Genomic DNA, 20,972 nt, shown 5'->3' with positions numbered 1-20,972 from the left:
GCAGGGACGGTAAAAAATGATGCGGGCCATTCTGGCACGCATGCTCCCGGCCCGCCACGAACTTCGATGCTGCTGTGCAAGATGCGGCCATGGCATTGCCTGGCGAGCCGATCCGACTCGTTCAGTGCATCGCGTGCAAGGCGAGGCGATTGCCTTCGCTGTCGATGAACTGGGCGATGTAGCCGATATCGTTGGGCAGCTGGAAGCGTTCCATGGTGACCTCACCACCGGCGGCCTTGACGCGGTCGAGCACGGCCTGGATCGAGGGGCCGGCATCGAGGTAGATCAGCGTGCCCTGGCGAGCGGGTTCCAGCCAGCCGGGGCCGGTCAGGCAGCCGATGGACTGGCCATCGTCACGCACGAAGATGGCCATCGGACCTTCTTCGGACAATTGCTCCTGGCGCAGCCTGGTAGCGAAGACGGCTTCGTAGAAGCGGGTGGCGCGCTGCAGGTCCTTGGTGGCGATCTCGAACCAGTTGACTTGGGTTTGCATGGTGTTCTTCCTTTTCTTGTGAGGGGAGCGTTGTCTATGCCGGCTGGCATGGAACGCATCATGCGCGGGGGCTACTGACACCGTCCTGTCAGTAGCCCTCGCGCCCCCGGGAAGAAACGGTCAGCAATCAGCGCGTGGCCGCCGCTGCAACGCCCTCCTGCTGCGGCTGCCCGCCGGTTTGTTCATCTTCGTGGCCAGCGGCATAGCGCCGCGCCAGCACCGCGCACAGCATCAGCTGCATCTGGTGGAACAGCATGATCGGCAGCAGCACCACCGCTGCACCGCTGCCGGCAAACAGCACCGACGCGATAGGGATGCCCGAGGCCAGCGACTTCTTGGAGCCGCAGAAGACCAGCACGATTTCATCGCCGCGCGGCATCTTCAGGGCGCGGGCACCATAGGTCGTCACCAGCAGCACGGTCCCCAGCAACACCGCATTGACCAGCACCAGCAAGGCCAGCTGGCCCGGCGGGAACAGGTGCCAGACGCCCTGTGCCACGGCCACGCTGAAGGCAGCATAGACCGACAGCAGGATGCCGCCGCGATCAACCACATTGACGATGACCTTGTGGCGATTGATCCAGTCGCCGATCCACGGACGCATCAGGTTGCCCAGCACGAAGGGCAGCAGCAGTTGCAGCAGGATGCTCAGCACCTGCGACATGCCGTTGGCTTCGTGATGACGATGTAGCAGCAGCGTGACCAGGAGCGGCGTGATGACGATGCCCAGCAGGTTGGAGGCCGTGGCACCGCAGATCGCTGCCGGCACGTTGCCGCGTGCGATGGAGGTAAAGCCGATCGAGGATTGCACGGTGGAGGAGAGCGTACAGACGAACAGCACGCCCATCCACAGTTGCGGCGTCAGCAGGTCGGGCACGGCGCTCTTCAAGGCCAGGCCCAGCAGCGGGAACAGCAGGAAGGTCGAGGCCAGCGTGAGCAAATGCAGGCGCGGCTGCTTCAGTCCGGACAGGGCCGCCTCGCGCGAGAGCTTGGCACCATGCAGGAAGAACAGCAGCGAGATGGCCGCATTGCTGGCGATGTGCATGAAGTGCTCGAAGCTGCCGGTGGCCGGGAAGAAGGTGGCCAGCAGCACGGTGCCGATGAGCAACTGGGTGAAGCGGTCGGGGAGAAAGCGGTTCATGGCGCGCTCGCGGAGAAAATGAAGGGACGATGAAGGAAAGATTCGGGTTTGCCCTCATGATAGGAAAGCGCACGGCCATCGGGAACCCCTCTGATCGCGTTGACTGTCATCGGAAAGTCCGATGATAATGACCGCATGCTCAATCCCCTCTGGCTCCAGACCTTCGCCACCGCTGCGGCTTCGTCCAGCTTCACCGAGGCGGGGCGCCAGCTCGGGCTGACGCAATCAACCGTCAGCGACCACATCCGCCGCCTGGAAGAGAGCCTGGGCCGTCGCCTCTTCGTGCGCGATACGCATTCCCTGGCGCTGACCGCCGATGGCGAAAGCCTGCTGGTCCATGCGCGCCTGATCCTGCAGGCGCATGCGCGCGCCGAGGCCCAGTTCAGTGCTCCGCGCCTGCGTGGACGGGTTCGCTTCGGTACTTCTGACGACCTCGCCATGGGTCCGCTGCCGGACATGCTGGCCGCCTTTCGCAGTCAGCATCCGGAGGTCGAACTGGAAATCACCATCGGTCTCACCAGCGAGCTCTATGCCTCGCTGGACCAGGGCAAGCTGGACTTGCTGGTGGGCAAACGGCGCGCCGGTGAATCACGCGGCCACAGCATGTTCTCCACGCCCATGCAGTGGCTCACCCGGCCCGATACCCTGGTCGACCTCACCGAACCCTTGCCCCTGATCCTGCTGCCCGAGCCCAGCATCACCCGGGCGGCGACCTTGCAGGCGCTGGGCAAGTCGGGTCATCACTGGCGCATCGTCTGCACCAGCGGCAGTCATGCGGGCTGCATGGCAGCGGCGCGTGGCGGGCTGGGGCTGGCGGCGTTGCCGCAGCATCTGGCCTCACGTGACCTGGTGGTGCCGTTGAATCATGCGGCGCTGCCGCGGCTGCCGGATGTGGAATATGTGGCGCTCACCGCGCGGCGGCTGTCGCGGCCGGCCGATACGCTGTACCAGATCCTGATGGCCAGCCGCTTGAGTCGCGGCTGAACGGTCAAGCGCGAGCGGGTTTCAGGCAGCCTCGACGATCAGCGCCGGGGCATTCAGGGAACGGATGCGGCGGTCCACGAAATAGCCGCCGGCTTCCATGTAGCGCAGGTAGTGGCGTGCGCACTGCGTGCAGCGAGCGATATTGCAGCGGTTGTACGGATACCAGGCCGGCGCGACAGGCGCCTCGGGCGAGGCGTAGCGCGTGCCCTGGGGATGGTATTCGGTGAAGGTGGGTTCGTCGTAGGGATCGGCAATGAGCGTGGCCACGTCCACCAATTGCGTTTCCGGCAGCGACAGCGGCAGGCTGATCCAGCCGCTGCTGTCGGCCGCGCGGCAATTGCACTCCACGGTGATGGCCGCACTGTCGGCTGCCAGGGCGCGCAGTTGCGCCAGGTCCGGATGGGGGAGCAGGTCTTGCATGAGCGGGACCGGTCAGTGCGCCAAGGCGCAATGCCCTGTGGATAAGCGAAGCGTAAATGCTATAAACGATTTATCCACAGGCTGTTTGAAAATGAAAAAAGAAAAGAACAAAAAATAAAAACGGCGAACACTATTTTTTCGGGTTGTAGCGGATATCGCCTTCAAACAGCTGTGCGGTGCCGCCGCCCAGGTCCGATTGCACCGGCCACACTTCATGCCCGATGCGCAATTCCGTGCCTTCGTGAACGGCCTTGGCCACGATGATGCGTGCGTCTTCGGCGGCCACCATGCCTTCCTTCATCTGGCTCACTTCTTCCAGCAGCACCTTGACCTCGTAGGCCAGCGCCTTGCGCTTGTCGCTGGTCTCATGCAGCAGTTCGGGGGTGGCTTTTTCGGGATTGAGCTTGTAGTAGCTCTGCTGCTTGATGGTGCGATCGAGCTCGGCCACCTTGCGGGTGTATTCCTGTTCCTTGATGGCGATCTTCTCTTCCAGATACGGATCGAGGCCGACCTGGATGCGCGTATGCGTGGTGGTGGAAGCACCGATCACGTTGGCGCGGATCACGTTGGTGGCTTCCACGCGGCCGCCGATGATGTGGCCGGTACGTGGATTGCCCTTGCCGACGGTGATCTCGTTGCCCGCCAGCAGTTCGCAGTGACGGGCGTTGCCCAGGACCAGGATGTCCTCGGCCGCTTCGATGTGGGCACTCTCGGCAAACATCACCTGCACCGATTTTTGCGAACTGATGCGCGAGGCAATGGCGGTGGTGCCGGCCTGCGCGGTCACCCCTTCGCTGTGGCCGATCACGCCGCCCTTGACCGTGACACTGCCACCGGCCACGATCTCGGCCGCTTCGACGGTGCCATTGATCACCACGTCGCCGCCCACATTCATCTTCATGCCGGTGAGCACGTCACCCGAGACGCGCACCGTGCCTTCGAAGCTCAGGTTGCCGGTGGAGAGGTCGACGTTTTCCACATCCAGCACCGGATTGACCTTCACGCCGTTCTTGATGACCGTAGGCTGGCCCGGCACGATGGCCACCAGCAGGTTGGGATCTTCTTCACTCGGTTCTGCACCGATGCATTCCTTGGCGAAAGGCACATCGGCAATCGGCCGTGCCGGCACCTTGCCGCCACGGATGTCGATGCCATCCTGGCCCGGCACCGGCGGCGTGCGGCGCATCAGCGGGTCCCCGACCTTGACCAGCAGGATGTGGCCCATGTCGGCATAGGAGACCACGGCATCTTCGTCGATGTCGGCCAGCTCTTCTTCCTTTTCTTCCAGCAGGCTCTCGAAACGGGCCGGCTCGGCAGGCGTGGGCATGAGGCCCTGCGCCACCACCAGCTTGTTGCAGAAACCGGCCGAGAGCGCCCCGCGCAGTTGCTCGTGCAGGATGCCGTAAGTGATGCCGGCGGCGCGGATGGCGTTGACCACTTCCACGCTCTTGGCGCGGCCACCGTAGGGCGGCACCAGGGTCAGCGAGGCCATCATCAGGTCATCGGACACATCGAGCGAGAATTCGCCATCGCGCCGTTCGGCGATGACCTGGGTGACGGGTTCCTTGGCATCCTCGGCCTTGCGCACGAAGCCATTGAGGACCGAATCCTGGAAAAACAGTTTGGTCAGCCCATGGTCTGTCATGGCCTGTTTCAGGAAGGCCAGCGTCAGCGGCGGGAAGCCCTGCACGGGTTGCCAGGTGGCGCTCAGTTCGCCGCTGGCCCTGTCGAACGCAAATGACAGCGGTTGCGGGGTTGCTTGGTTCATGCTGTTCCTCGATGTAAGGCTGCACCCGGTCTGTCTCGGATCGCTCGCGTGTCATGGCAACAGCCATGGACGCGGGGATGTCTGGTCCTGCTATGGAGGTGCGGGCCGTGATCCGGCGCGTTGCTGACCGCACCGGCAAAAAGGCGGCGGCAGTCCCCCTGACGCAATACGGATGACATTGTAATGTGGCAAGATGATCCAGTAATTTGTTCGATAGCACAAGTTTTGCCAATTTTGGCTCTAGATTAGGCTCTTATCGTTGGTTTTATGTTAAGTACCCAAATAGAAGACTTCAAGGGGGAAGATCCTCGCGATGATGCCTTGAGTGCGGCCCGTTATCGGGCCGGCCGCACCAGTACGCTGGTGAGCATCGTGGTCAATATCGCGCTGGTGATGCTGCAGGTGACGGCGGGCGTGTTTTCCGGATCGCAGGCCCTGATTGCGGACGGCATTCATTCGCTCTCCGATCTCATTTCCGATTTCGTGGTGCTGCTGGCGGGCCATCACAGCCGCAAGCAGGCCGACGACGATCACCAATATGGTCACCAGCGTTACGAAACGGCGGCCTCGCTGGCACTGGGTGCATTGCTGCTGGCCGTGGGCCTGGGCATGCTGGTGTCGGCTGCGCAGAAGATCCAGCACTACGGCCATACGCCGCCGGTGCACGTGGCGGCCTTGTGGGTAGCGCTGGCGGCCTTGCTGGCCAAGGAACTGCTGTTCCGCTACATGCTGCGCATCGCTGAGCGTGTGCGCTCCAGCATGCTGGTGGCCAATGCCTGGCACGCGCGTTCGGATGCGGCCTCCTCCTTGGTGGTGGCGCTGGGCATCGTGGGCAGCCTGGCTGGCTTCACCTTGCTCGATCCGGTAGCGGCGGCAGTGGTGGGGTTGATGGTGGTGCGCACCGGCTGGGGATTTTTCTGGAGCGCGCTGCATGACCTGATGGACCGCGCCGTGTCGGCAGAAGAAGCCGAAGCCATTCGCACCACCATCCTCGCCACGCCCGGGGTGCAGGGACTGCATGACCTGCGTACGCGGCGCATGGGCGATCTCACGCTGGTGGATGTGCACCTGGAAATCGATGGAGGCATCACGGTCACCGAAGGCCATGCCATTGCCATCGAGGCGCGGCGCCGGGTGCTGGCGGCGCATCATGTGCTGGATGTGATGACGCATGTGGATCCGGTGGGGCAGGGTGGAGCGCACTGATCGTCACAATATCTGCCTGGCAATACATTGTGTAGCGTACGCCGCATCATTCTGACGAAGCCGGCACGACAACTTGTCTAGCGCGGCCGTCTTCGTTTAAAATCCGGGCTTCTCTTTGGGGAGTAGCCAGCTTTCGGGTCATCCGGAAGAGCCCGTGTCAACATTCTCGGCAGCATCGATGCCGTGGCGCGGGTAGCCATCCAGGTAGGCGAGACCATAGACGTATCCTGCGGCCAGGCTGGGCGCGCAGGCGCGTCCATGGACTTTTCGCCCGGCCAAGGAATCCCCGCTCATGAATTTCCCCGCTCTCCTTCTCCTCGCGCTGGCGATGTCCACCGACGCTTTTGCGGCCGCCATCGGCAAGGGTGCCGCCATGCAGAAGCCCCGCTTCCTGCAGGCATTGCGCATCGGCCTGCTGTTCGGCGTAATCGAAGCCATCACGCCCTTGATCGGCTGGTTCGCCGGTTCCGTCGCGACCAAGTGGGTCTCGCAATGGGATCACTGGATCGCCTTCGTGCTGCTGCTGGTACTGGGCGCGCGCATGATCCACGAAGGCTTGAGCGACGACGATGAGGAAGAAGACGCCGGCATCGCCCCGCAGAAGCAATCAGTGGTCATGCTGGCCCTCACCGCGGTGGCCACCAGCATCGACGCCATGGCCGTGGGCGTGGGCCTGGCCTTCATCGACGTCAACATCCTCGAAGCCGCGCTCCTGATCGGCCTGGCCACCACCACCATGGTCACCATCGGCGTAATGGTCGGCCGCGTGCTGGGCCACCTGATCGGCAAGCGTGCCGAGATCATCGGTGGCGTGGTGTTGATTGGCGTGGGGGCGGCGATCCTCTATGAACACATGAGCCGCGTCGGATAAGCCAATTGGCCTGATCGCAAGAGGCAGGGTTTGACTGCGCCAAGCTCAGGCTACGTTTGCAGAATTCTTTTCAAGCCAAGCGAAGCGCTCCTGCCCAGTTGCGGAAACCCGGTACTCGTCAAGTGCGGAAGAAACCGACTTGACGATGAGGTTCATGTCTTCCATCAGCATAAGATGATAGGCAATTTTGCGTCGATGCCCCTCCTCAGTTTTGGTGATCGACATTATCGAGTTGATGTTATGAAAGACGTTTTCATCTAGGACCAGAGCCTTGAGAATACTGTCTTGGAATGTAATGTCCTGCTTCATCAAATGGCTCTCTGTGAATTGTTTTCAATTTGCCGCAGTCCAGCGCTCTAGTGCGCAATTCCGGTTGTATTGAATCCTTGAATTTTCCGCGAGCACGAAGGTCCGATAGCTTCGCTCTTTGGCCATTGCGGCAACCAGCATCTGGTAAGGCTGATTTGTCAGTCCTGTAAAGCTTATTTGAATCACTGCCGATGCGTTGGCACCAAACTTGTAGTGCTCAGGCCAAGGAGCGGCGACGAAATTCACGTCGCGGAATCGGGCGCTCGGGTGATAGCAATGAAGCGTTTCCTTCGCGAAGTCCGCCAGGCTCGACTCGATATTGGCGGTATTGACCGTACCGGGCGTATTGTAGCTTCGCGCCGCCTGATCTACCGCCTGAGGATGTTGTAACGCAAGACTAAGTATCAGCGACAGTGGTTCCACTTCTTCCCCCAAGAAAATCATATTTATTTTCTTGGAATGTAGCAGCGATGAAGTCGCGGTGGAAAGCAAAAAATGCTTAGTTTTTGCGATGTTGCCGTCGATCGTAAATTTCGTTCCGCGCGGAAATTTTATTGTGCAAATTTTTAGTGACGTTGTTTCTAAGCTCTATCAACTGTTTGATATAAGGCGCGCTATTAATATTCAATAGATATTAATAGCCATCGAATTATATATTGGACAAACACTCCCCCCGAAGGCACTCTTGTGCTCCCTTTTTCCCTAAGCAGCCCTGAGGAGACACCCATCATGCCGACCTACCGTTCCTATACCACCACCCAAGGCCGCAACATGGCCGGCGCGCGTGCGCTGTGGCGTGCCACCGGCATGAAGGATGGCGATTTCAGCAAGCCCATCATTGCGGTCGTGAACTCCTTCACCCAGTTCGTGCCCGGCCACGTGCACCTGAAGGACCTGGGCCAGCTGGTGGCGCGCGAGATCGAGGCGGCCGGTGGCGTGGCCAAGGAATTCAACACCATCGCCGTGGATGACGGCATCGCCATGGGCCACGACGGCATGCTGTACTCGCTGCCTTCGCGCGACCTGATCGCCGACTCGGTCGAATACATGGTCAACGCCCACTGTGCCGACGCCATGGTCTGCATCTCCAACTGCGACAAGATCACCCCGGGCATGCTCATGGCCGCCATGCGCCTGAACATCCCCGTGGTCTTCGTCTCCGGTGGCCCGATGGAAGCCGGCAAGTTCATCAAGACCGTCAACACCGACAAGAAGGTCATCAAGCTGGACCTGGTCGACGCCATGATCCAGGCCGGCGACAAGAACATCTCGGATGCCGACGTGGCCGAAGTGGAACGCTCGGCCTGTCCGACCTGCGGTTCCTGCTCGGGCATGTTTACCGCCAACTCGATGAACTGCCTGACCGAAGTACTGGGCCTGTCGCTGCCGGGCAATGGCACCGTGCTCGCCACGCACGCCGACCGCAAGGAACTGTTCCTGCGCGCCGGCCGCCTGATCGTCGAACTGGCCAAGCGCCACTACGAACAGGACGACTACAGCATCCTGCCGCGCAACATCTGCACCAAGGAAACCTGGGAAAACGCCATGGCCCTGGACGTCTCCATGGGCGGCTCCACCAACACCGTGCTGCACCTGCTGGCCGCAGCCCACGAAGCCAAGGTGGAATTCACCATGGCCGACATCGACCGCATCTCGCGCAAGGTCCCCTGCCTGTGCAAGGTGGCGCCGATGACCAACAAGTACCACATCGAAGACGTGCACCGCGCCGGCGGCATCATCGCCATCCTGGGTGAGCTGGCCCGCGCCGGCCTGCTGGACACCTCGCGTCCGACCGTGCACAGCAAGTCCCTGGGTGAAGCCATCGAGAAATTCGACATCCGCGTCACCAGCGACCCGGCCGTGCACAAGCTGTTCCGTGCCGCCCCCGGTGGCGTGCCCACGCAAACGGCCTTCTCGCAGGAAGAGCGTTTTGAAGACAGCGACCTGGACCGCGCCAACGGCTGCATCCGCGATCGTGAACACGCCTACTCGCAAGACGGCGGCCTGGCCGTCCTGTACGGCAACATCGCCGAGAAGGGTTGCATCGTCAAGACCGCAGGCGTGGATGAAAGCATCCTGAAGTTCTCCGGCACGGCGCGCGTATTCGAAAGCCAGGACGCAGCCGTCGAAGGCATCCTGGGCGACAAGGTCAAGGCCGGTGACGTGGTCATCGTGCGTTACGAAGGTCCCAAGGGCGGTCCCGGCATGCAGGAAATGCTGTACCCGACCTCGTACATCAAGTCCAAGGGCCTGGGCAAGGCGTGCGCACTGTTTACCGATGGCCGCTTCTCCGGCGGTTCCTCGGGCCTGGTGATCGGCCACGCTTCGCCGGAAGCGGCCGAAGGCGGTGCCATCGGCCTGGTGGAAGAGGGTGACATGATCGATATCGACATCCCCAACCGCACCATCAACCTGCGCATCTCCGGTGAAGAACTGGCCAAGCGCCGGACCGAGATGGAAGCCCGTGGCGATGCCGCGTGGCAGCCGGGCAACCGCCAGCGCGTGGTATCGCAGGCACTGCAGGCTTATGCGGCGCTGACCACGTCGGCCGATCGCGGCGCCGTGCGTGACCTGTCGCAGTTGAAGCGTTAATTCCCGTGGCCGTCACTGACGGTGACGCAACGATGTAGCAAAAGAAAAACCGCCCGGTGCAAGCCGGGCGGTTTTTTTTCGTGCGTCGTTGAGCCTGCTTGGGCTCATGCCTTGATGGCCGGCCGCATATGCGTAGACGCAAACGCCAGCCCTTCTTCGAAGGACGACAGCACCATGTCCACCTGTTCCTTCACGGTCGCGGCCTCCACTTCCTCGTTGAAGAAGGAGGGGCGGATGGTGACCAGCAGCGCATGCGGCAAGTTCTCGCGCAGGTCATGTACCACCGCCATCCACGCTTCCAGCTTCTCGCGCACCGGATAGACCAGGAACACGATGGACACCAGTTCCGCCTTGCTGGTATCGGGCTGTTCTTCTTCGGACTGGTCCAGCGTGATGCTGCGGGCATCGATGCCGGTCACGCGCAGGGCATGCACCAGCAGTTCGGAGAGCAGGTCATCGCGCTCACCGCGCAAGCCGCCGCACAGCACCACCGATCCCTGCGGCACATCCAGCGAACCCTGCCAGCGGCCCAGCCGCGCCTGGCGCAATTCGCGCAGGTGCGCGCCGACGCCGCTGTTGAGCAGCGGCACCTCGCGCCGGCGGCGCAGGCTGCGTGGCGCACCCGGGCTTTGGGTGAGCACTTCGGTGAGCTGCGAGACCGAGTGCAGCAGCCGTTCCTGCTGCGCGCCTTCGATACGGCCATGGCGCAGATCCAATGCCGCCAAGGCCAGGCCGGGCAGCAGGATCTGGTCGCAATACTTGGCGAAGCTCTGCTTTTGCAGATGGCCGCGTGCATCGCGGATGATGGCCTCCGATTCACCGGCCAGGGCACGCTGGTAGAAGCGCTCGGCGTGGGTCATGTCGGGCGCTTCGCCCAGCAGGATGGTGATCGGTTCCAGCGCGGCCACGTGACGTCCGGCCACCACCAGGCACAGCGTCAAGGGAGTGGAGAGCAGCAGGCCGATGGGCCCCCACAGCGTGCCCCAGAACAGCGCCGAGACGATCACCGCCAGCGGGGAGAGGCCGGAGCTGTGGCCATAGACGCGCGGCTCGATGAAGTTGGCCACGATCACTTCCAGTCCCACATAGAAGGCCAGGAAGGACAGTGCCAGCCACCAGCCGGGATCGATGGCGGCGATGAACACCGAAATCATCAGCCCGGAAGCCAGCGCCCCCAGGTAGGGTACGAAGCGCAGCACCCCGGCCAGCGCGCCCCACAGCACCGCATGTGGCACGCCACCGGCGGCCAGTACCGCGCCCATGATGAGTCCGAACACCAGGTTGACGATGAACTGCGAGAAGAAGAAGCGCGACACGCCCTCGGCGGCATCGCCCAGCGCCTGCATGGTGCGGCTCATCTCGGTCAGCCCGGCCAGGCGAATCAGGCGTTCGCGCAGGGATTCCTGTTCCAGCAGGATGAAGACCAGCAGCACCAGCACGATGCCGGCCTGGCCGATCGGCCCCCAGGCCAGCGCAAAGAGGCGCCGCAAGGCACCGCGCACCGACATGCGGGTATCGGCTTCGGGCGTGGCGGCTGCTGCAGCGGCGGCGGCAGCGGTGCGGCTATTCTTCTTGCCGCTGCGTGCGCTCTCCGGCAGCGGCTGCGGGATCACTGCGCTCAGTTCGGCTTCGAGCCGGGCGAAGGGGCGCTCGGCCATGGTGCGCACGCTTTCCACCTTGTCCTGGATGGCGTCGCGGTACTGCGGCAGGTCGCTGGTGACGCTCACCAGCTGGAAGGTCAGCACCACCGCCAGCGCCACCAGGCAGCCACCGACCAGCAGCACCGAGACCATCGCGGCCGCCGCCCGGTTCAGGCCGAGGGCATCGAGCTTCCTCACCAGCGGCAGGATGATCAGGCTGGCGATCCCGGCCACCGCCAGCGGGGCCAGGATGTCGCGACCGAAGTAGAGCATGCCCAGCACCACGGCAGCTCCCAGCAGGGTGGTGGAACTCAGGCGCGAGAAGGCGGAAGACTTGAGGTTTTGCATGGCGTGGATGTAGGCAGGAAGGCAGGCCGGTCAGGAATGCAGCGCGAGTATAGCCGTTGCCCTTGGCCTGTGCGCATGGCGCCTTGACGTTTTCTGCACCATGCCCCGCAAGCGCACGGCGGGCGCGGCTTGCGGACGGGCGGGGTCAGCGCATCACTTCATACAGTTCCAGCGGCAGCCCATCCGGGTCGGCGAAGAAGGTGAAGCGCCGACCCGTGTATTCATCCACGCGGATCTCTTCCACGGCCACCCCCTTGGCCTCCAGCTCAGCCTTGCAGGCCGCGACGTCGGCCACCGCAAATGACAGGTGCCGCAGGCCGCAGGCCTCGGGACGCGAGGGACGGGCCGGCGGAGACGGGAAGGAGAACAGCTCGACCTGGGTGCCATCGGGCAGGCCCAGGTCCAGCTTCCACGAGTCGCGCGCTTCACGGTAATGCTCGGCGATCACGCGCAGGCCCAGCAGGTCCACATAGAAAGCCTTGGAAACGGCGTAGTCGGAACAGATGATGGCCACATGATGGATGCCTTGCAGTTGCATGGAGTGCTTTCAGGAAAAGGGTTCAGCCGGGACGCCCTTTGGTACCCGGACCTTGCTGCGCCAGTCCGGCGCAGACCGCGCGCACCTTGTCGCGCAGCCAGCGATGCGCCGGGTCCAGCTCCACGCGGGGATGCCACATCAGCGAGACGATGATGGGGGCGGTCGCGATGGGCAGTTCGAACAGATGGATGCCGGAAGCACTGCCATCCTTGCGCGGCGCGCCGGCCGTGGTCAGGAAGGAGCGCGGCACCATGGCCACCAGGTCGGAGGTGCGCACGACGGCCAGCGCACCGGGAAAGCTCGGCACCACCGCCACCACCTTGCGCACCAGGCCGCGCTCGGCCAGTGCGGCATCGAGCGGACTGGCGCGGTCGCCGCGCGGGGACGCGCTCACGTGGTCATAGGCGCAATAGCGCTCGGCACTCACGCGCCGCAGGGCCGCCAGCGGATGGCCGACCCGGACCGCGCCCACGAAGCGGTCCCGGAACAGGGTCTGCAGGCGCACTTCCGGTCCCATCTCGCTGGCCACGCCGATCTCGATATCGGCACTGCCTTCGCGCAAGGGCAGGGGACTGCGCTCCACCTTGGGCGCGAAGCGCAAGCGCACCAGCGGGGCCTCGCTGGTGACGGCACTGATGAGCGCGGCACCGCAGGCTTCGATGAAGCCCTCGTTGGCGCGGATGGTGAAGTCGCGCGCCAGCCGCGCCACATCCAGTTCCGGTACCGAAGGTCGCAACACGGAGCGGGCCTCATGTACCACGTTGCGCACGCGCTCCTGCAGGGCTTCCGCGCAGGGGGTGAGCACCATCTGTCGCCCGGCCCGCACCAGCAACTGGTCGCCGGTGGCCTGGCGCAAGCGCGTGAGGGTACGGCTCATGGCCGAGGCGCTCAGGCCCAGGCGGCGCGCAGCCCCGGCCACACTGGCTTCGGCGATGAGGGCATCCAGGGCGATCAGGAGATTGAGGTCGGTATCGGGCATGGCGGCATCCTAGCATGCGACCGATGACATGGCGTCCCATGCAATGATCCAATGCAAGCCATGCGTCTTCCGCCTTGTCTCGCGGCTGGCTATAGTGAAGGCCTGATCCGATCTTCCCTGGCGATTTCCATGTCACTCTTTTCCGACCTGCCCGGCGACGAAGGCCTGCCGGGCGTGCAGCGGCGCCGCGCCATGCTGGCTGTCATGACGGCCACCACCATGGCGGTGTTCGACGGCACCATCATCAACGTCGCGCTGCCACAGATCAGCCTGGCGCTGCAGACCTCGGCCGCTGCTTCCGTGTGGGTAGCCAACGCCTACCTGCTGGCTACGGCGATGACGCTGGCCGCATTTGCGGCGCTGTCCTCAAGGCTGGGCTTTCGCACCCAGTTCACGGCCGGGCTGGCGGTCTTCACGCTGGCTTCGCTGGGTTGCGCACTGTCGCACTCAGTGGATCTGCTCATTGCCATGCGCGTGCTGCAAGGGCTGGGTGGCGCGGCCATGCTGAGCATTGCGCCAGCCATCCATCGCACCGTCTTTCCCAACCGCCTGCTGGGCCGCATCCTCGGCTTGAATGCCGTGCTGGTGGCTGCCAGCACGGCCGTCGGTCCGGTACTGGGCGGCACCTTGCTGGCAGCGCTGGGCTGGGAGTGGATTTTCCTCATCAACGTGCCGCTGGGCATCGTCGCCGTGCTGCTGTCGTGGAGCGCCATTCCGGAAACACGCAAGCCGGTGCAGGCGCCCTTCGACGTGGCCGGTGCGCTGTGGTCGGCGCTGGCCATGGGCGCCATCATCATGGCGGCCGATACCTGTGCACGCTTCGCCGAACCGGGCCAGGGGACCCACGCCAGGCTGGAGGCGGCAGCCTACGCCCTGGTGGCGCTGCTGGCCGGTGCCGCCTTCGTGCGCGGCCAGCGCCGTGTACCGGAGCCGCTGTTGCCGCTGGACATCTTTGCCAATGCACGTTTCTCGCTGGCCGCACTGACCTCGCTGGCGTCCTTCGTGGGGCAGGGCATCGCTTTCGTGGCCTTGCCCTTCCTGTTCCAGAACGGCTATGGATACACCGCGTTTGAGTCGGCCGCACTGTTCACACCCTGGCCGCTGGGCATCGTGCTGGTGGCGCCGCATGCAGGCAAGCTGGCTGACCGTCATTCACCGGCGTTGCTGTCGAGCCTGGGCCTGGCGCTCTTTACGGTCGGGCTGGGCTTGCTGGCCTTGCTGCCTGATCACGCCCAGGCCTGGGACATTGGCTGGCGCGCATTGGTATGCGGCATGGGCTTCGGTTTCTTCCAGAGTCCCAACAACCGCGAGATGCTTTCCAATGTCGCCCGCGAACGCAGCGGCAATGCCTCGGGCGTGCTGGCCATCATGCGTACCTTCGGCCAGTGCCTGGGCGCCGCCTTGCTGGGGACGATCCTGGCGATCTACACCGCCGGTGCGGTGGCGCAAGGGGAGCTCAAGATGAGTGCGGCCCAGGATGGCGACGCGATCCGTCTCGCACTGTGGGTGGCGGTCCTGGCCACGGCACTGGCCACCGCAGTCAGTGCCAGCCGCTTGCGGCGCAAGGCGCAATCGCCCGCCTGATCTGCCTTGGCGGGCCATGGTGCAGAAAACGTCAACACCCGCCGAGCTCATCATTGACTGAAATGTACCCAAATTGGTAACTTTTTAGTGAGCCGATAAATCCTCGCTGATTCTCGCTTTGTCCCGGCAGGCGGGAGCATAGACTGCTCTTGCTTGCCGGCGTACTGACTGCACCAGGGCGAACCACAATCACAACAGCGTCCCGCTTCACCCTCCTCGCCCCACTCAAGCGTTCAGGTCCCGCAGTCCTTCCCGGGCAAGCTCCGTCAAACTCTCCCCGGCCTCACCTTCCGTCGGCCGGGGGATACCGCAAAAGGGGGCAATACCATGGGCAAGTTGAAAGTCGTGACCAGGCTGGCGTTGGGCTTCGGCCTGATTCTCGTGTTTCTGTTGGGCATTTCCGTACTGGGCATGGCAGGCATGGCGCGCATCAATGACGCGCTCACCGACATCACCGCCGTCAACAATGCCGAAACCAAGCTGGTCAGCGCCTTGCGCAACGCCTTGAGCCAGCGCGCCATCGCCATTCGCAACATCGCCCTGCTGGACGATCAGGAAGGCATGCGGGTGGAATCGCAGACGCTGGCGCGCCAGGAGAAGATCTATGCGGATGCACTGGTCACGCTGGACAAGATGTTCAATACCGAAGCGGCCACGACCGAGCGCGAAAAGCAGTTGCTGGCGCAGATCAAGGCCGATGAAGCGGCCACCGTGCCGTTGATGGCCAAGGCGCTGCAACTGGGGCTGGACAACAAGCCAGCCGATGCGGTGAAAGTGCTCATCACCGAAGTGCGTCCAAGGCAGCAGGCCTGGATCAAATCGCTCACCGAACTGGCCGACTTTGAAGATCAACTCAACGAAGAAGCCGCGAGCAGCGCGCGCAGCACCTATGCATGGCTGCGCACCATCATGCTCAGTGCCGTGGCCTTGGCGTTGCTCATCGGCGTGGCCGCCTCGGCCATGATTGCGCGCAGCATCCTGCGCCAGCTTGGTGCCGAGCCGTCGGAAGCGCAAGCCATCGCCCGCGAGATCGCCGCCGGCGATCTCACCGCCACCGTGCGACTGCGGGATGGCGATGGCAACAGCCTGATGGCTTCCATCGAGCAGATGCGTTATCAATTGAACGTGATCGCGCACGGCATCAAGTCGGCGGCCGAGACCATTTCGGTGGCCAGTGGCCAGATCGCACAGGGCAATTTCGACCTCTCGCAACGCACCGAAGAACAAGCCGCCTCGCTGGAAGAAACCGCCGCCAGCATGGAAGAACTGACCACCACCGTGCGCCAGAACACCAGCCACGCCGCCGAGGCGCTGCGCCTGTCAGGTGGCGCAGCGCAGACCGCCGCCAGTGGCAGCGAGGCCTTTGATCGCGTGGTCTCGACCATGGACAAGATCTCGGCCAGCTCGGGCAAGATGGCCGACATCATCGGCGTGATCGAAGGCATCGCCTTCCAGACCAATATCCTCGCGCTCAACGCCGCAGTGGAAGCCGCCCGCGCCGGCGAGCAGGGACGCGGCTTTGCGGTGGTGGCCTCGGAAGTGCGCTCGCTGGCGCAGCGCAGCGCGGTGGCGTCCAAGGAAATCAAGGACCTCATCGGCGAATCGATGGCGCATGTGGGCGCAGGCTCGCAACTGGTGGCCAGCGCCGGCCAGCAGATGAACGGCATCGTGGCATCGGTGCAGCGCTTTGGCGAGATCATGAACGAAATCGCTACCGCTACCCAGGAGCAAGGCAGCGGCATCGAACAGATCAATACCGCCATCGTGCAGATGGATCAGGTGACCCAGCAGAATGCGGCGCTGGTGGAAGAAGCCAGTGCGGCAGCGCAGTCGCTGTCACAGCAGGCGATGGGCTTGCTGAAGGTGGTATCGATCTTCAAGATCCGCCAGGATGCCTCGGTCACGCCCGGCAGTGGCCATGCCACCCCTGCTGCACCGGGCTTGCCGGGCGCGCCGCTGGCGGCCCTGCACTGAGACTGGCACTGCCAGGCAAGCACGGCGGGCCGGCGTGGGCCGGCCCTGCGTGCATCAGCCCTGGGCGCCGTCGTCCTCGTCTTCGTCCTTGGGCACGAAGACCATGCCGGTCTTGGCGTTGTAGTCCATGAGACCGGCATAGCGGCCCCAGGCGATCATGGTCTCGAAGGTCTTTTCGGGATTGTCGTAGGGCAGGGCGCTGCCGATGTCCTTCAATACGCGCTCTGCCTCGATTTCTTCGGCCTCGCCCAGCACCGCCAAGATGATGTGGAAGATGCGCAGCTTGTAGACCTGCTCGGCGAAGATGGCGCGCTGGCCCTGGCGGTCGGCGGCCACGAAGCGGCGGCCCAGGTCGGTCAGGTAGACCTCCTGCTTGGGCGTATCCACTAGTTCCAGGATCTCGGCGGCTTTCACGGTGGCGATGGTCTCGCCGAATTCCTTGCCGATCTCGTCCGAAATATCATAGATGTTGTTCAGTTCCGGTTCGTCGTGCAGCAGGCTCATCAGGCCCAGGATCTGGCCCACCGGGATCAGCGGGATGGATTCCATGCGCTTGCGTCCGCGCGAGATCGGCTCGCCCGGCACGTGCGCCTCCGGCGGCAGGTCGGGCAGCGAGAGCGTGGTGATCGCTTCGTGGATGATGTTGACCAGGCGCTGGAATTCCGGGCTCTTGGAGTCGCGCGGATAGGGCAGGGGATTGTCCAGCACCAGGCCCAGGCGGCCCGGGCGCGGGAACACCACGACGATGCGGGTGGCCATTTCCACCGCTTCCTCGATGTTGTGGGTGACCATGAAGATCGAGGTCAGGCCGCTGTCGGGGGCACCCCACAGGCTGATCAGTTCCTGGCGCAGGTTCTCTGCGGTCAGTACGTCCAGGGCGCTGAAGGCTTCGTCCAGGCACAGGAGCTTGGGCTTGGAGACCAGCGCACGCGCAATGCCCACGCGCTGGCGCATGCCACCGGAGAGCTCACGCGGATAGGCGCTGTGGTAGTTGCCCAGGCCGATCAGTTCGATGGCGCGGTCTACTGCGGCATCGCGTTCCTCGCGGGTCGGGTTGTGCGACATCAGCCCCACGGCCACGTTCTGTTCCACCGTCAGCCACGGGTAGAGCGCGAAGGTCTGGAACACCACCGAGGCATCGCGATTGACGCCATAGAGTGGCTTGCCGGCGGCCATGGTGTGGCCCGAGCTGGGTTCGACCAGGCCGGTCAGGCAGCGCAGGATGGTCGACTTGCCCGAGCCCGACTGGCCCAGGAGGGCCAGCAGTTCGCCTTCGTGGACGGCCAGGTCGATGTTGTCCAATACCTTGAGCTCGTGGCCGCCGGCGGTGTTGTAGGATTTGCTGACAGCGCACAGTTCAGCGACGGCGGGACGTTGTTGCGGAGAATTCATGGTCATGGCGTGGCTCAAGATCAATCGAGGCGGAAACGGCGTTCGGCGAAGGCATACAGGCGACGCCAGACAAACTTGTTCATCAACACGACGAACATCGACATCACGCCGATGCTGGCGATGATGAGCGGCGTGTCACCGGATTTGGTGACTGCCGAAATATAGGCACCCAGGCCATCGGCCTTGAGCGAGACATCGCCCCAGCTGGCCAGCTCGGCCACGATGGAGGCATTCCATGCGCCACCGGCTGCGGTACATGCGCCGGTCACCCAGAACGGGAAGATGGCCGGCAGGATCAGCGTCTTCCATAAATTCCAGCGCGACAGGCCATACATGCGGGCGGCTTCCTTCAAGTCATTGGGAATGGCCATGGCACCGGCGATGACGTTGAAGAGGATGTACCACTGCGTGCCCATGGCGATCAACAGGATGCTGCCCCAGTTCATGCTCACGTTGGCGGCCACGAACCAGCCCACCACCAGCGGGAAGGTCATGTTGACCGGGAAGGACGCACCGATCTGCGCCAGGGGCTGGGCGAAACGGGCAATGTGCGGCTTGGAGCCGATCCACACGCCCACCGGGGTCCAGATCAGCGTGGCAATCACGGTCATGGCCAGCACCCGCAGCATGGTCAGGAAACCCAGCCAGACGATGTGGCCGAACAGGCTCCAGCTCATGGCGCCGTGCAAGGCATCGATGGCTGCCACCAGCCCGCGCAGGGCTTCGAAGATCAGCAGGCCGCAGATCAGGCCGGTGATGACGCGCTTGGTCCAGCGTTCACGGGTGATGCGGGCCGGGGTCGGTGCGGCTGACGTGGCGGGCCGCTGGCGCGCCAGCCAGTCGCCCAGCGGCAGCCACAGTTTTTCATCGAGCCAGGTAAAGACGTAGGAACCACGCAGCAGGTCATACACCCAGGAGGTCGGCGGCGAGCTCGATTCGGTCAGTTCGATCTTGAACTTGTCGGCCCAGGCCAAGAGCGGCCGCCAGACCAGCTGGTCGCTCACCAGGATCAGCGCCAGCATGGCAATCACCGCCCACAGTGCCGCAGTATGGTCGCCCTGGTCGATGGCTTGCGCCATGTAGGAACCGAGGCCAGGCAGCTTCAGGTCCTTGTTCATGACGCTGATGGCTTCGCTTTGCGCCACGAAAAACCAGCCGCCGCCGAAGGACATCATCGAGTTCCAGATCAGGCTGTGCGCCGAGGCCGGCAGCTCGACCGTGCGGAAGCGCTGCCAGGCGGTCAGGCGATAGGTGGTGGCGGCTTCCTGCATGTCGGTCGGGATGGTGACCATGGAGTGGTAGAAGCCGAATGCCATGTTCCACACCTGGCCGGTGAAGATGGCGAAGATGGCCGCGCATTCCACGCCCATCAAGCTACCCGGGAACAGCGCCATGAAGCCGGCCACGGTGGGCGAGAGGAAACCCAGCACCGGCACCGATTGCAGGATGTCCAGCGCCGGCAGGATCAGGGCGCGCGCGCGGCGGCTCTTGGCGGCCAGGTAGCCGGTGCCGATGGCGAAGAAGAGCGAGAAAGCGAAGGCGATCCACATGCGCAGCAGCGTGCGGCCGGCGTAATAGGGGATCATGGCGGGCGAGCTGTCCACCTCCAGCTGGTCGGACGGATCGAAGTGCACCAGCATGCCTTTACCGAAGTGCAGGGCGCTCCACAGCAGGCCGAACAGCACCGCCAGCACCAGCGCATCGATCCAGCCGAAGCCAGGCTTGACTTCTTCATAGGCCGTCAGTTGCGGCGAGGTGGTCTTCATTGTCATGGCGGTGAGGCTGGATGGCGGTAATGGCGGTGTTGGCGATGGTGGCCGGGGAAGGCGTTCAGGTGCTCCCGGATCGATCGTGTGCGATCAATCCGATCGGTCAACGGTCTGGTTCCGTGCAACACGCGGCCCCGAGACCGGCGGCGCAACTGTAGCAAGGTATTCTGACAGTTTCTTGACCAGCTTGTCGCGCAGAACGGTATTCAAAAAAAGAGCCACGATTGGGTTGTTGCAAAGTAGATACTTTGTAGATACGTGGTCATTGACTTGAAAAGGGAGGTTTATACAATGTATCTACATCTTGGAGAGTGAATATGGAGTTATCCATTCAGAAATGGGGCAATAGTGCAGCCGTTCGCCTGTCGACCGAATTCCTGAGCTTGCTCAACGTCAAGCTTGGCGACAAGTTGACAGTTGATATCCGTCCGGAAGGAGCGCTGCTCAAGCCCAAGCGGCATGTCTACGCGCTGGAGGATCTCGTGAATCAATGCGATCTGAATGCTGGCGAGCCGGAGGATATGGCGACCTGGCGCAAACTGAAGCCAGTGGGACGGGAAAAATGGTGAGGCGCGTCAAGTTTGACCGCGGCGATATCGTGGTCGTCAATCTTGAGCCTACAGAGGGCCGGGAGCAAAGAGGCGAGCATCGCCCCGCTTTGGTGTTATCGACCTCGGTATTCAATGTGATGGGAACCGTATTGGTTGCTCCGATTACACAAGGCGGAGACTTCGCACGTCATGCCGGCTTTGCCGTCACACTGAGCGGTGCAGCGACCAAGACGCAAGGGGCGGCACTGGTCAATCAGATTCGCATGCTCGATCTGGAGGCGCGCGGCGCAAAGAGGGTCGAAAGTGCGCCGGATTTCGTCATCGACGACGCACTGGCGCGCTTGCAGGCCATTCTCGACTGAACGGAAAGCGGTTCATGCTGGTCGCATGAACCGCTTCAGTTTCTAAATTCA

General features: G+C 63.3%; 19 protein-coding genes and 1 riboswitch. Of the genes, 8 read left to right on the top strand and 11 right to left on the bottom strand.

Translation table 11 applies throughout. The annotated features are described in order from the left end of the window. Positions 1-121: 121 nt before the first annotated feature. Complete coding sequence (locus tag CEJ45_RS18415; protein ID WP_088756484.1) at positions 122-493, bottom strand: VOC family protein; 372 nt, start codon at positions 491-493, stop codon at positions 122-124. Positions 494-620: 127 nt separating this feature from the next. After that, complete coding sequence (locus tag CEJ45_RS18410) at positions 621-1,634, bottom strand: bile acid:sodium symporter family protein (protein WP_088756483.1); 1,014 nt, start codon at positions 1,632-1,634, stop codon at positions 621-623. A gap of 135 nt (positions 1,635-1,769) precedes the next feature. Here CEJ45_RS18410 and CEJ45_RS18405 point away from each other — a divergent pair, with 135 nt between their 5' ends. Further along, positions 1,770-2,618, top strand: coding sequence for a LysR family transcriptional regulator (locus tag CEJ45_RS18405; protein WP_088756482.1), 849 nt, complete (start codon positions 1,770-1,772; stop codon positions 2,616-2,618). A 21-nt stretch (positions 2,619-2,639) separates the two neighbouring features. On the opposite strand, the gene CEJ45_RS18400 is transcribed toward CEJ45_RS18405, so the two are convergent. Together CEJ45_RS18400 and CEJ45_RS18395 are read right to left on the bottom strand one after the other, a co-directional pair. Beyond that, positions 2,640-3,038: a hypothetical protein gene (locus CEJ45_RS18400; protein ID WP_088756481.1), complete on the bottom strand. Its 399-nt coding sequence runs from the start codon at positions 3,036-3,038 to the stop codon at positions 2,640-2,642. Between the two features lie 130 nt (positions 3,039-3,168). Then, positions 3,169-4,806 (bottom strand): DUF342 domain-containing protein, encoded by a 1,638-nt coding sequence (locus CEJ45_RS18395; protein ID WP_088756480.1) that lies wholly within the window; start codon positions 4,804-4,806, stop codon positions 3,169-3,171. A 267-nt stretch (positions 4,807-5,073) separates the two neighbouring features. Between CEJ45_RS18395 and CEJ45_RS18390 the strand changes: the two genes are divergently transcribed. Next, a complete protein-coding gene (locus tag CEJ45_RS18390) occupies positions 5,074-6,012 on the top strand; it encodes a cation diffusion facilitator family transporter (RefSeq protein ID WP_088756479.1) in 939 nt (312 codons plus the stop codon). A 103-nt stretch (positions 6,013-6,115) separates the two neighbouring features. After that, positions 6,116-6,297: riboswitch (yybP-ykoY riboswitch) on the top strand. A 7-nt stretch (positions 6,298-6,304) separates the two neighbouring features. Beyond that, positions 6,305-6,883 (top strand): manganese efflux pump MntP, encoded by a 579-nt coding sequence (mntP, locus tag CEJ45_RS18385; protein ID WP_088756478.1) that lies wholly within the window; start codon positions 6,305-6,307, stop codon positions 6,881-6,883. A gap of 45 nt (positions 6,884-6,928) precedes the next feature. Here the strand turns inward: mntP and CEJ45_RS18380 are convergent, their stop codons facing one another. Both CEJ45_RS18380 and CEJ45_RS18375 read right to left on the bottom strand, forming a co-directional pair. Beyond that, positions 6,929-7,192: a hypothetical protein gene (locus tag CEJ45_RS18380; protein WP_088756477.1), complete on the bottom strand. Its 264-nt coding sequence runs from the start codon at positions 7,190-7,192 to the stop codon at positions 6,929-6,931. Positions 7,193-7,216: 24 nt separating this feature from the next. Next, positions 7,217-7,636, bottom strand: a complete 420-nt coding sequence (locus tag CEJ45_RS18375) for a hypothetical protein (protein ID WP_088756476.1) — start codon at positions 7,634-7,636, stop codon at positions 7,217-7,219. A 285-nt stretch (positions 7,637-7,921) separates the two neighbouring features. Between CEJ45_RS18375 and ilvD the strand changes: the two genes are divergently transcribed. Then, positions 7,922-9,784 carry a dihydroxy-acid dehydratase gene (ilvD, locus tag CEJ45_RS18370; protein WP_088756475.1) on the top strand — a complete coding sequence of 621 codons (1,863 nt, stop codon included), beginning with the start codon at positions 7,922-7,924 and terminating at the stop codon, positions 9,782-9,784. A gap of 104 nt (positions 9,785-9,888) precedes the next feature. Here ilvD and CEJ45_RS18365 read toward each other — a convergent pair whose 3' ends face one another. From CEJ45_RS18365 to CEJ45_RS18355, 3 genes are all read right to left on the bottom strand, one after another. After that, positions 9,889-11,772: an AI-2E family transporter gene (locus CEJ45_RS18365; RefSeq protein ID WP_088756474.1), complete on the bottom strand. Its 1,884-nt coding sequence runs from the start codon at positions 11,770-11,772 to the stop codon at positions 9,889-9,891. 145 nt (positions 11,773-11,917) lie between these two features. Next, positions 11,918-12,310, bottom strand: a complete 393-nt coding sequence (gene gloA2 / locus CEJ45_RS18360) for an SMU1112c/YaeR family gloxylase I-like metalloprotein (RefSeq protein ID WP_088756473.1) — start codon at positions 12,308-12,310, stop codon at positions 11,918-11,920. A gap of 22 nt (positions 12,311-12,332) precedes the next feature. Continuing rightward, positions 12,333-13,289 carry a LysR family transcriptional regulator gene (locus tag CEJ45_RS18355; RefSeq protein WP_088756472.1) on the bottom strand — a complete coding sequence of 319 codons (957 nt, stop codon included), beginning with the start codon at positions 13,287-13,289 and terminating at the stop codon, positions 12,333-12,335. 129 nt (positions 13,290-13,418) lie between these two features. Between CEJ45_RS18355 and CEJ45_RS18350 the strand changes: the two genes are divergently transcribed. Both CEJ45_RS18350 and CEJ45_RS18345 read left to right on the top strand, forming a co-directional pair. Beyond that, the gene (locus CEJ45_RS18350) at positions 13,419-14,873 is read left to right on the top strand and encodes an MFS transporter (RefSeq protein ID WP_088756471.1); all 1,455 of its coding nucleotides are present in this window, start codon (positions 13,419-13,421) and stop codon (positions 14,871-14,873) included. 327 nt (positions 14,874-15,200) lie between these two features. Continuing rightward, complete coding sequence (locus CEJ45_RS18345) at positions 15,201-16,847, top strand: methyl-accepting chemotaxis protein (RefSeq protein WP_088756470.1); 1,647 nt, start codon at positions 15,201-15,203, stop codon at positions 16,845-16,847. A 54-nt stretch (positions 16,848-16,901) separates the two neighbouring features. On the opposite strand, the gene CEJ45_RS18340 is transcribed toward CEJ45_RS18345, so the two are convergent. Together CEJ45_RS18340 and CEJ45_RS18335 are read right to left on the bottom strand one after the other, a co-directional pair. Then, entirely contained in the window at positions 16,902-18,245 is a 1,344-nt protein-coding gene (locus CEJ45_RS18340) for an ABC transporter ATP-binding protein (RefSeq protein WP_088756469.1), read from the bottom strand. 14 nt (positions 18,246-18,259) lie between these two features. Further along, the gene (locus CEJ45_RS18335) at positions 18,260-20,005 is read right to left on the bottom strand and encodes an ABC transporter permease (protein WP_088756468.1); all 1,746 of its coding nucleotides are present in this window, start codon (positions 20,003-20,005) and stop codon (positions 18,260-18,262) included. Positions 20,006-20,325: 320 nt separating this feature from the next. Here CEJ45_RS18335 and CEJ45_RS18330 point away from each other — a divergent pair, with 320 nt between their 5' ends. Next, complete coding sequence (locus CEJ45_RS18330) at positions 20,326-20,577, top strand: AbrB/MazE/SpoVT family DNA-binding domain-containing protein (RefSeq protein WP_088756467.1); 252 nt, start codon at positions 20,326-20,328, stop codon at positions 20,575-20,577. Further along, positions 20,571-20,921 carry a type II toxin-antitoxin system ChpB family toxin gene (locus CEJ45_RS18325; RefSeq protein WP_088756466.1) on the top strand — a complete coding sequence of 117 codons (351 nt, stop codon included), beginning with the start codon at positions 20,571-20,573 and terminating at the stop codon, positions 20,919-20,921. Before CEJ45_RS18330 ends, CEJ45_RS18325 begins: the two co-directional genes overlap by 7 nt. Positions 20,922-20,972 lie beyond the last annotated feature (51 nt).

It is taken from the genome of Herbaspirillum aquaticum (assembly GCF_002213425.1).
GTDB classification, from domain to species: domain Bacteria; phylum Pseudomonadota; class Gammaproteobacteria; order Burkholderiales; family Burkholderiaceae_D; genus Herbaspirillum; species Herbaspirillum aquaticum.
Note: the sequence above shows the minus strand (reverse complement) of the source record. Positions and strands in the feature narration are given on the sequence as shown.

Coding starts and splice junctions, on each gene's coding strand:
- CEJ45_RS18415 (WP_088756484.1), bottom strand. CDS start 493: ATGCAAACCCAAGTCAACTGGTTCGAGATCGCCACCAAGGACCTGCAG.
- CEJ45_RS18410 (WP_088756483.1), bottom strand. CDS start 1,634: ATGAACCGCTTTCTCCCCGACCGCTTCACCCAGTTGCTCATCGGCACC.
- CEJ45_RS18405 (WP_088756482.1), top strand. CDS start 1,770: ATGCTCAATCCCCTCTGGCTCCAGACCTTCGCCACCGCTGCGGCTTCG.
- CEJ45_RS18400 (WP_088756481.1), bottom strand. CDS start 3,038: ATGCAAGACCTGCTCCCCCATCCGGACCTGGCGCAACTGCGCGCCCTG.
- CEJ45_RS18395 (WP_088756480.1), bottom strand. CDS start 4,806: ATGAACCAAGCAACCCCGCAACCGCTGTCATTTGCGTTCGACAGGGCC.
- CEJ45_RS18390 (WP_088756479.1), top strand. CDS start 5,074: ATGTTAAGTACCCAAATAGAAGACTTCAAGGGGGAAGATCCTCGCGAT.
- mntP (WP_088756478.1), top strand. CDS start 6,305: ATGAATTTCCCCGCTCTCCTTCTCCTCGCGCTGGCGATGTCCACCGAC.
- CEJ45_RS18380 (WP_088756477.1), bottom strand. CDS start 7,192: ATGAAGCAGGACATTACATTCCAAGACAGTATTCTCAAGGCTCTGGTC.
- CEJ45_RS18375 (WP_088756476.1), bottom strand. CDS start 7,636: ATGATTTTCTTGGGGGAAGAAGTGGAACCACTGTCGCTGATACTTAGT.
- ilvD (WP_088756475.1), top strand. CDS start 7,922: ATGCCGACCTACCGTTCCTATACCACCACCCAAGGCCGCAACATGGCC.
- CEJ45_RS18365 (WP_088756474.1), bottom strand. CDS start 11,772: ATGCAAAACCTCAAGTCTTCCGCCTTCTCGCGCCTGAGTTCCACCACC.
- gloA2 (WP_088756473.1), bottom strand. CDS start 12,310: ATGCAACTGCAAGGCATCCATCATGTGGCCATCATCTGTTCCGACTAC.
- CEJ45_RS18355 (WP_088756472.1), bottom strand. CDS start 13,289: ATGCCCGATACCGACCTCAATCTCCTGATCGCCCTGGATGCCCTCATC.
- CEJ45_RS18350 (WP_088756471.1), top strand. CDS start 13,419: ATGTCACTCTTTTCCGACCTGCCCGGCGACGAAGGCCTGCCGGGCGTG.
- CEJ45_RS18345 (WP_088756470.1), top strand. CDS start 15,201: ATGGGCAAGTTGAAAGTCGTGACCAGGCTGGCGTTGGGCTTCGGCCTG.
- CEJ45_RS18340 (WP_088756469.1), bottom strand. CDS start 18,245: ATGACCATGAATTCTCCGCAACAACGTCCCGCCGTCGCTGAACTGTGC.
- CEJ45_RS18335 (WP_088756468.1), bottom strand. CDS start 20,005: ATGAAGACCACCTCGCCGCAACTGACGGCCTATGAAGAAGTCAAGCCT.
- CEJ45_RS18330 (WP_088756467.1), top strand. CDS start 20,326: ATGGAGTTATCCATTCAGAAATGGGGCAATAGTGCAGCCGTTCGCCTG.
- CEJ45_RS18325 (WP_088756466.1), top strand. CDS start 20,571: ATGGTGAGGCGCGTCAAGTTTGACCGCGGCGATATCGTGGTCGTCAAT.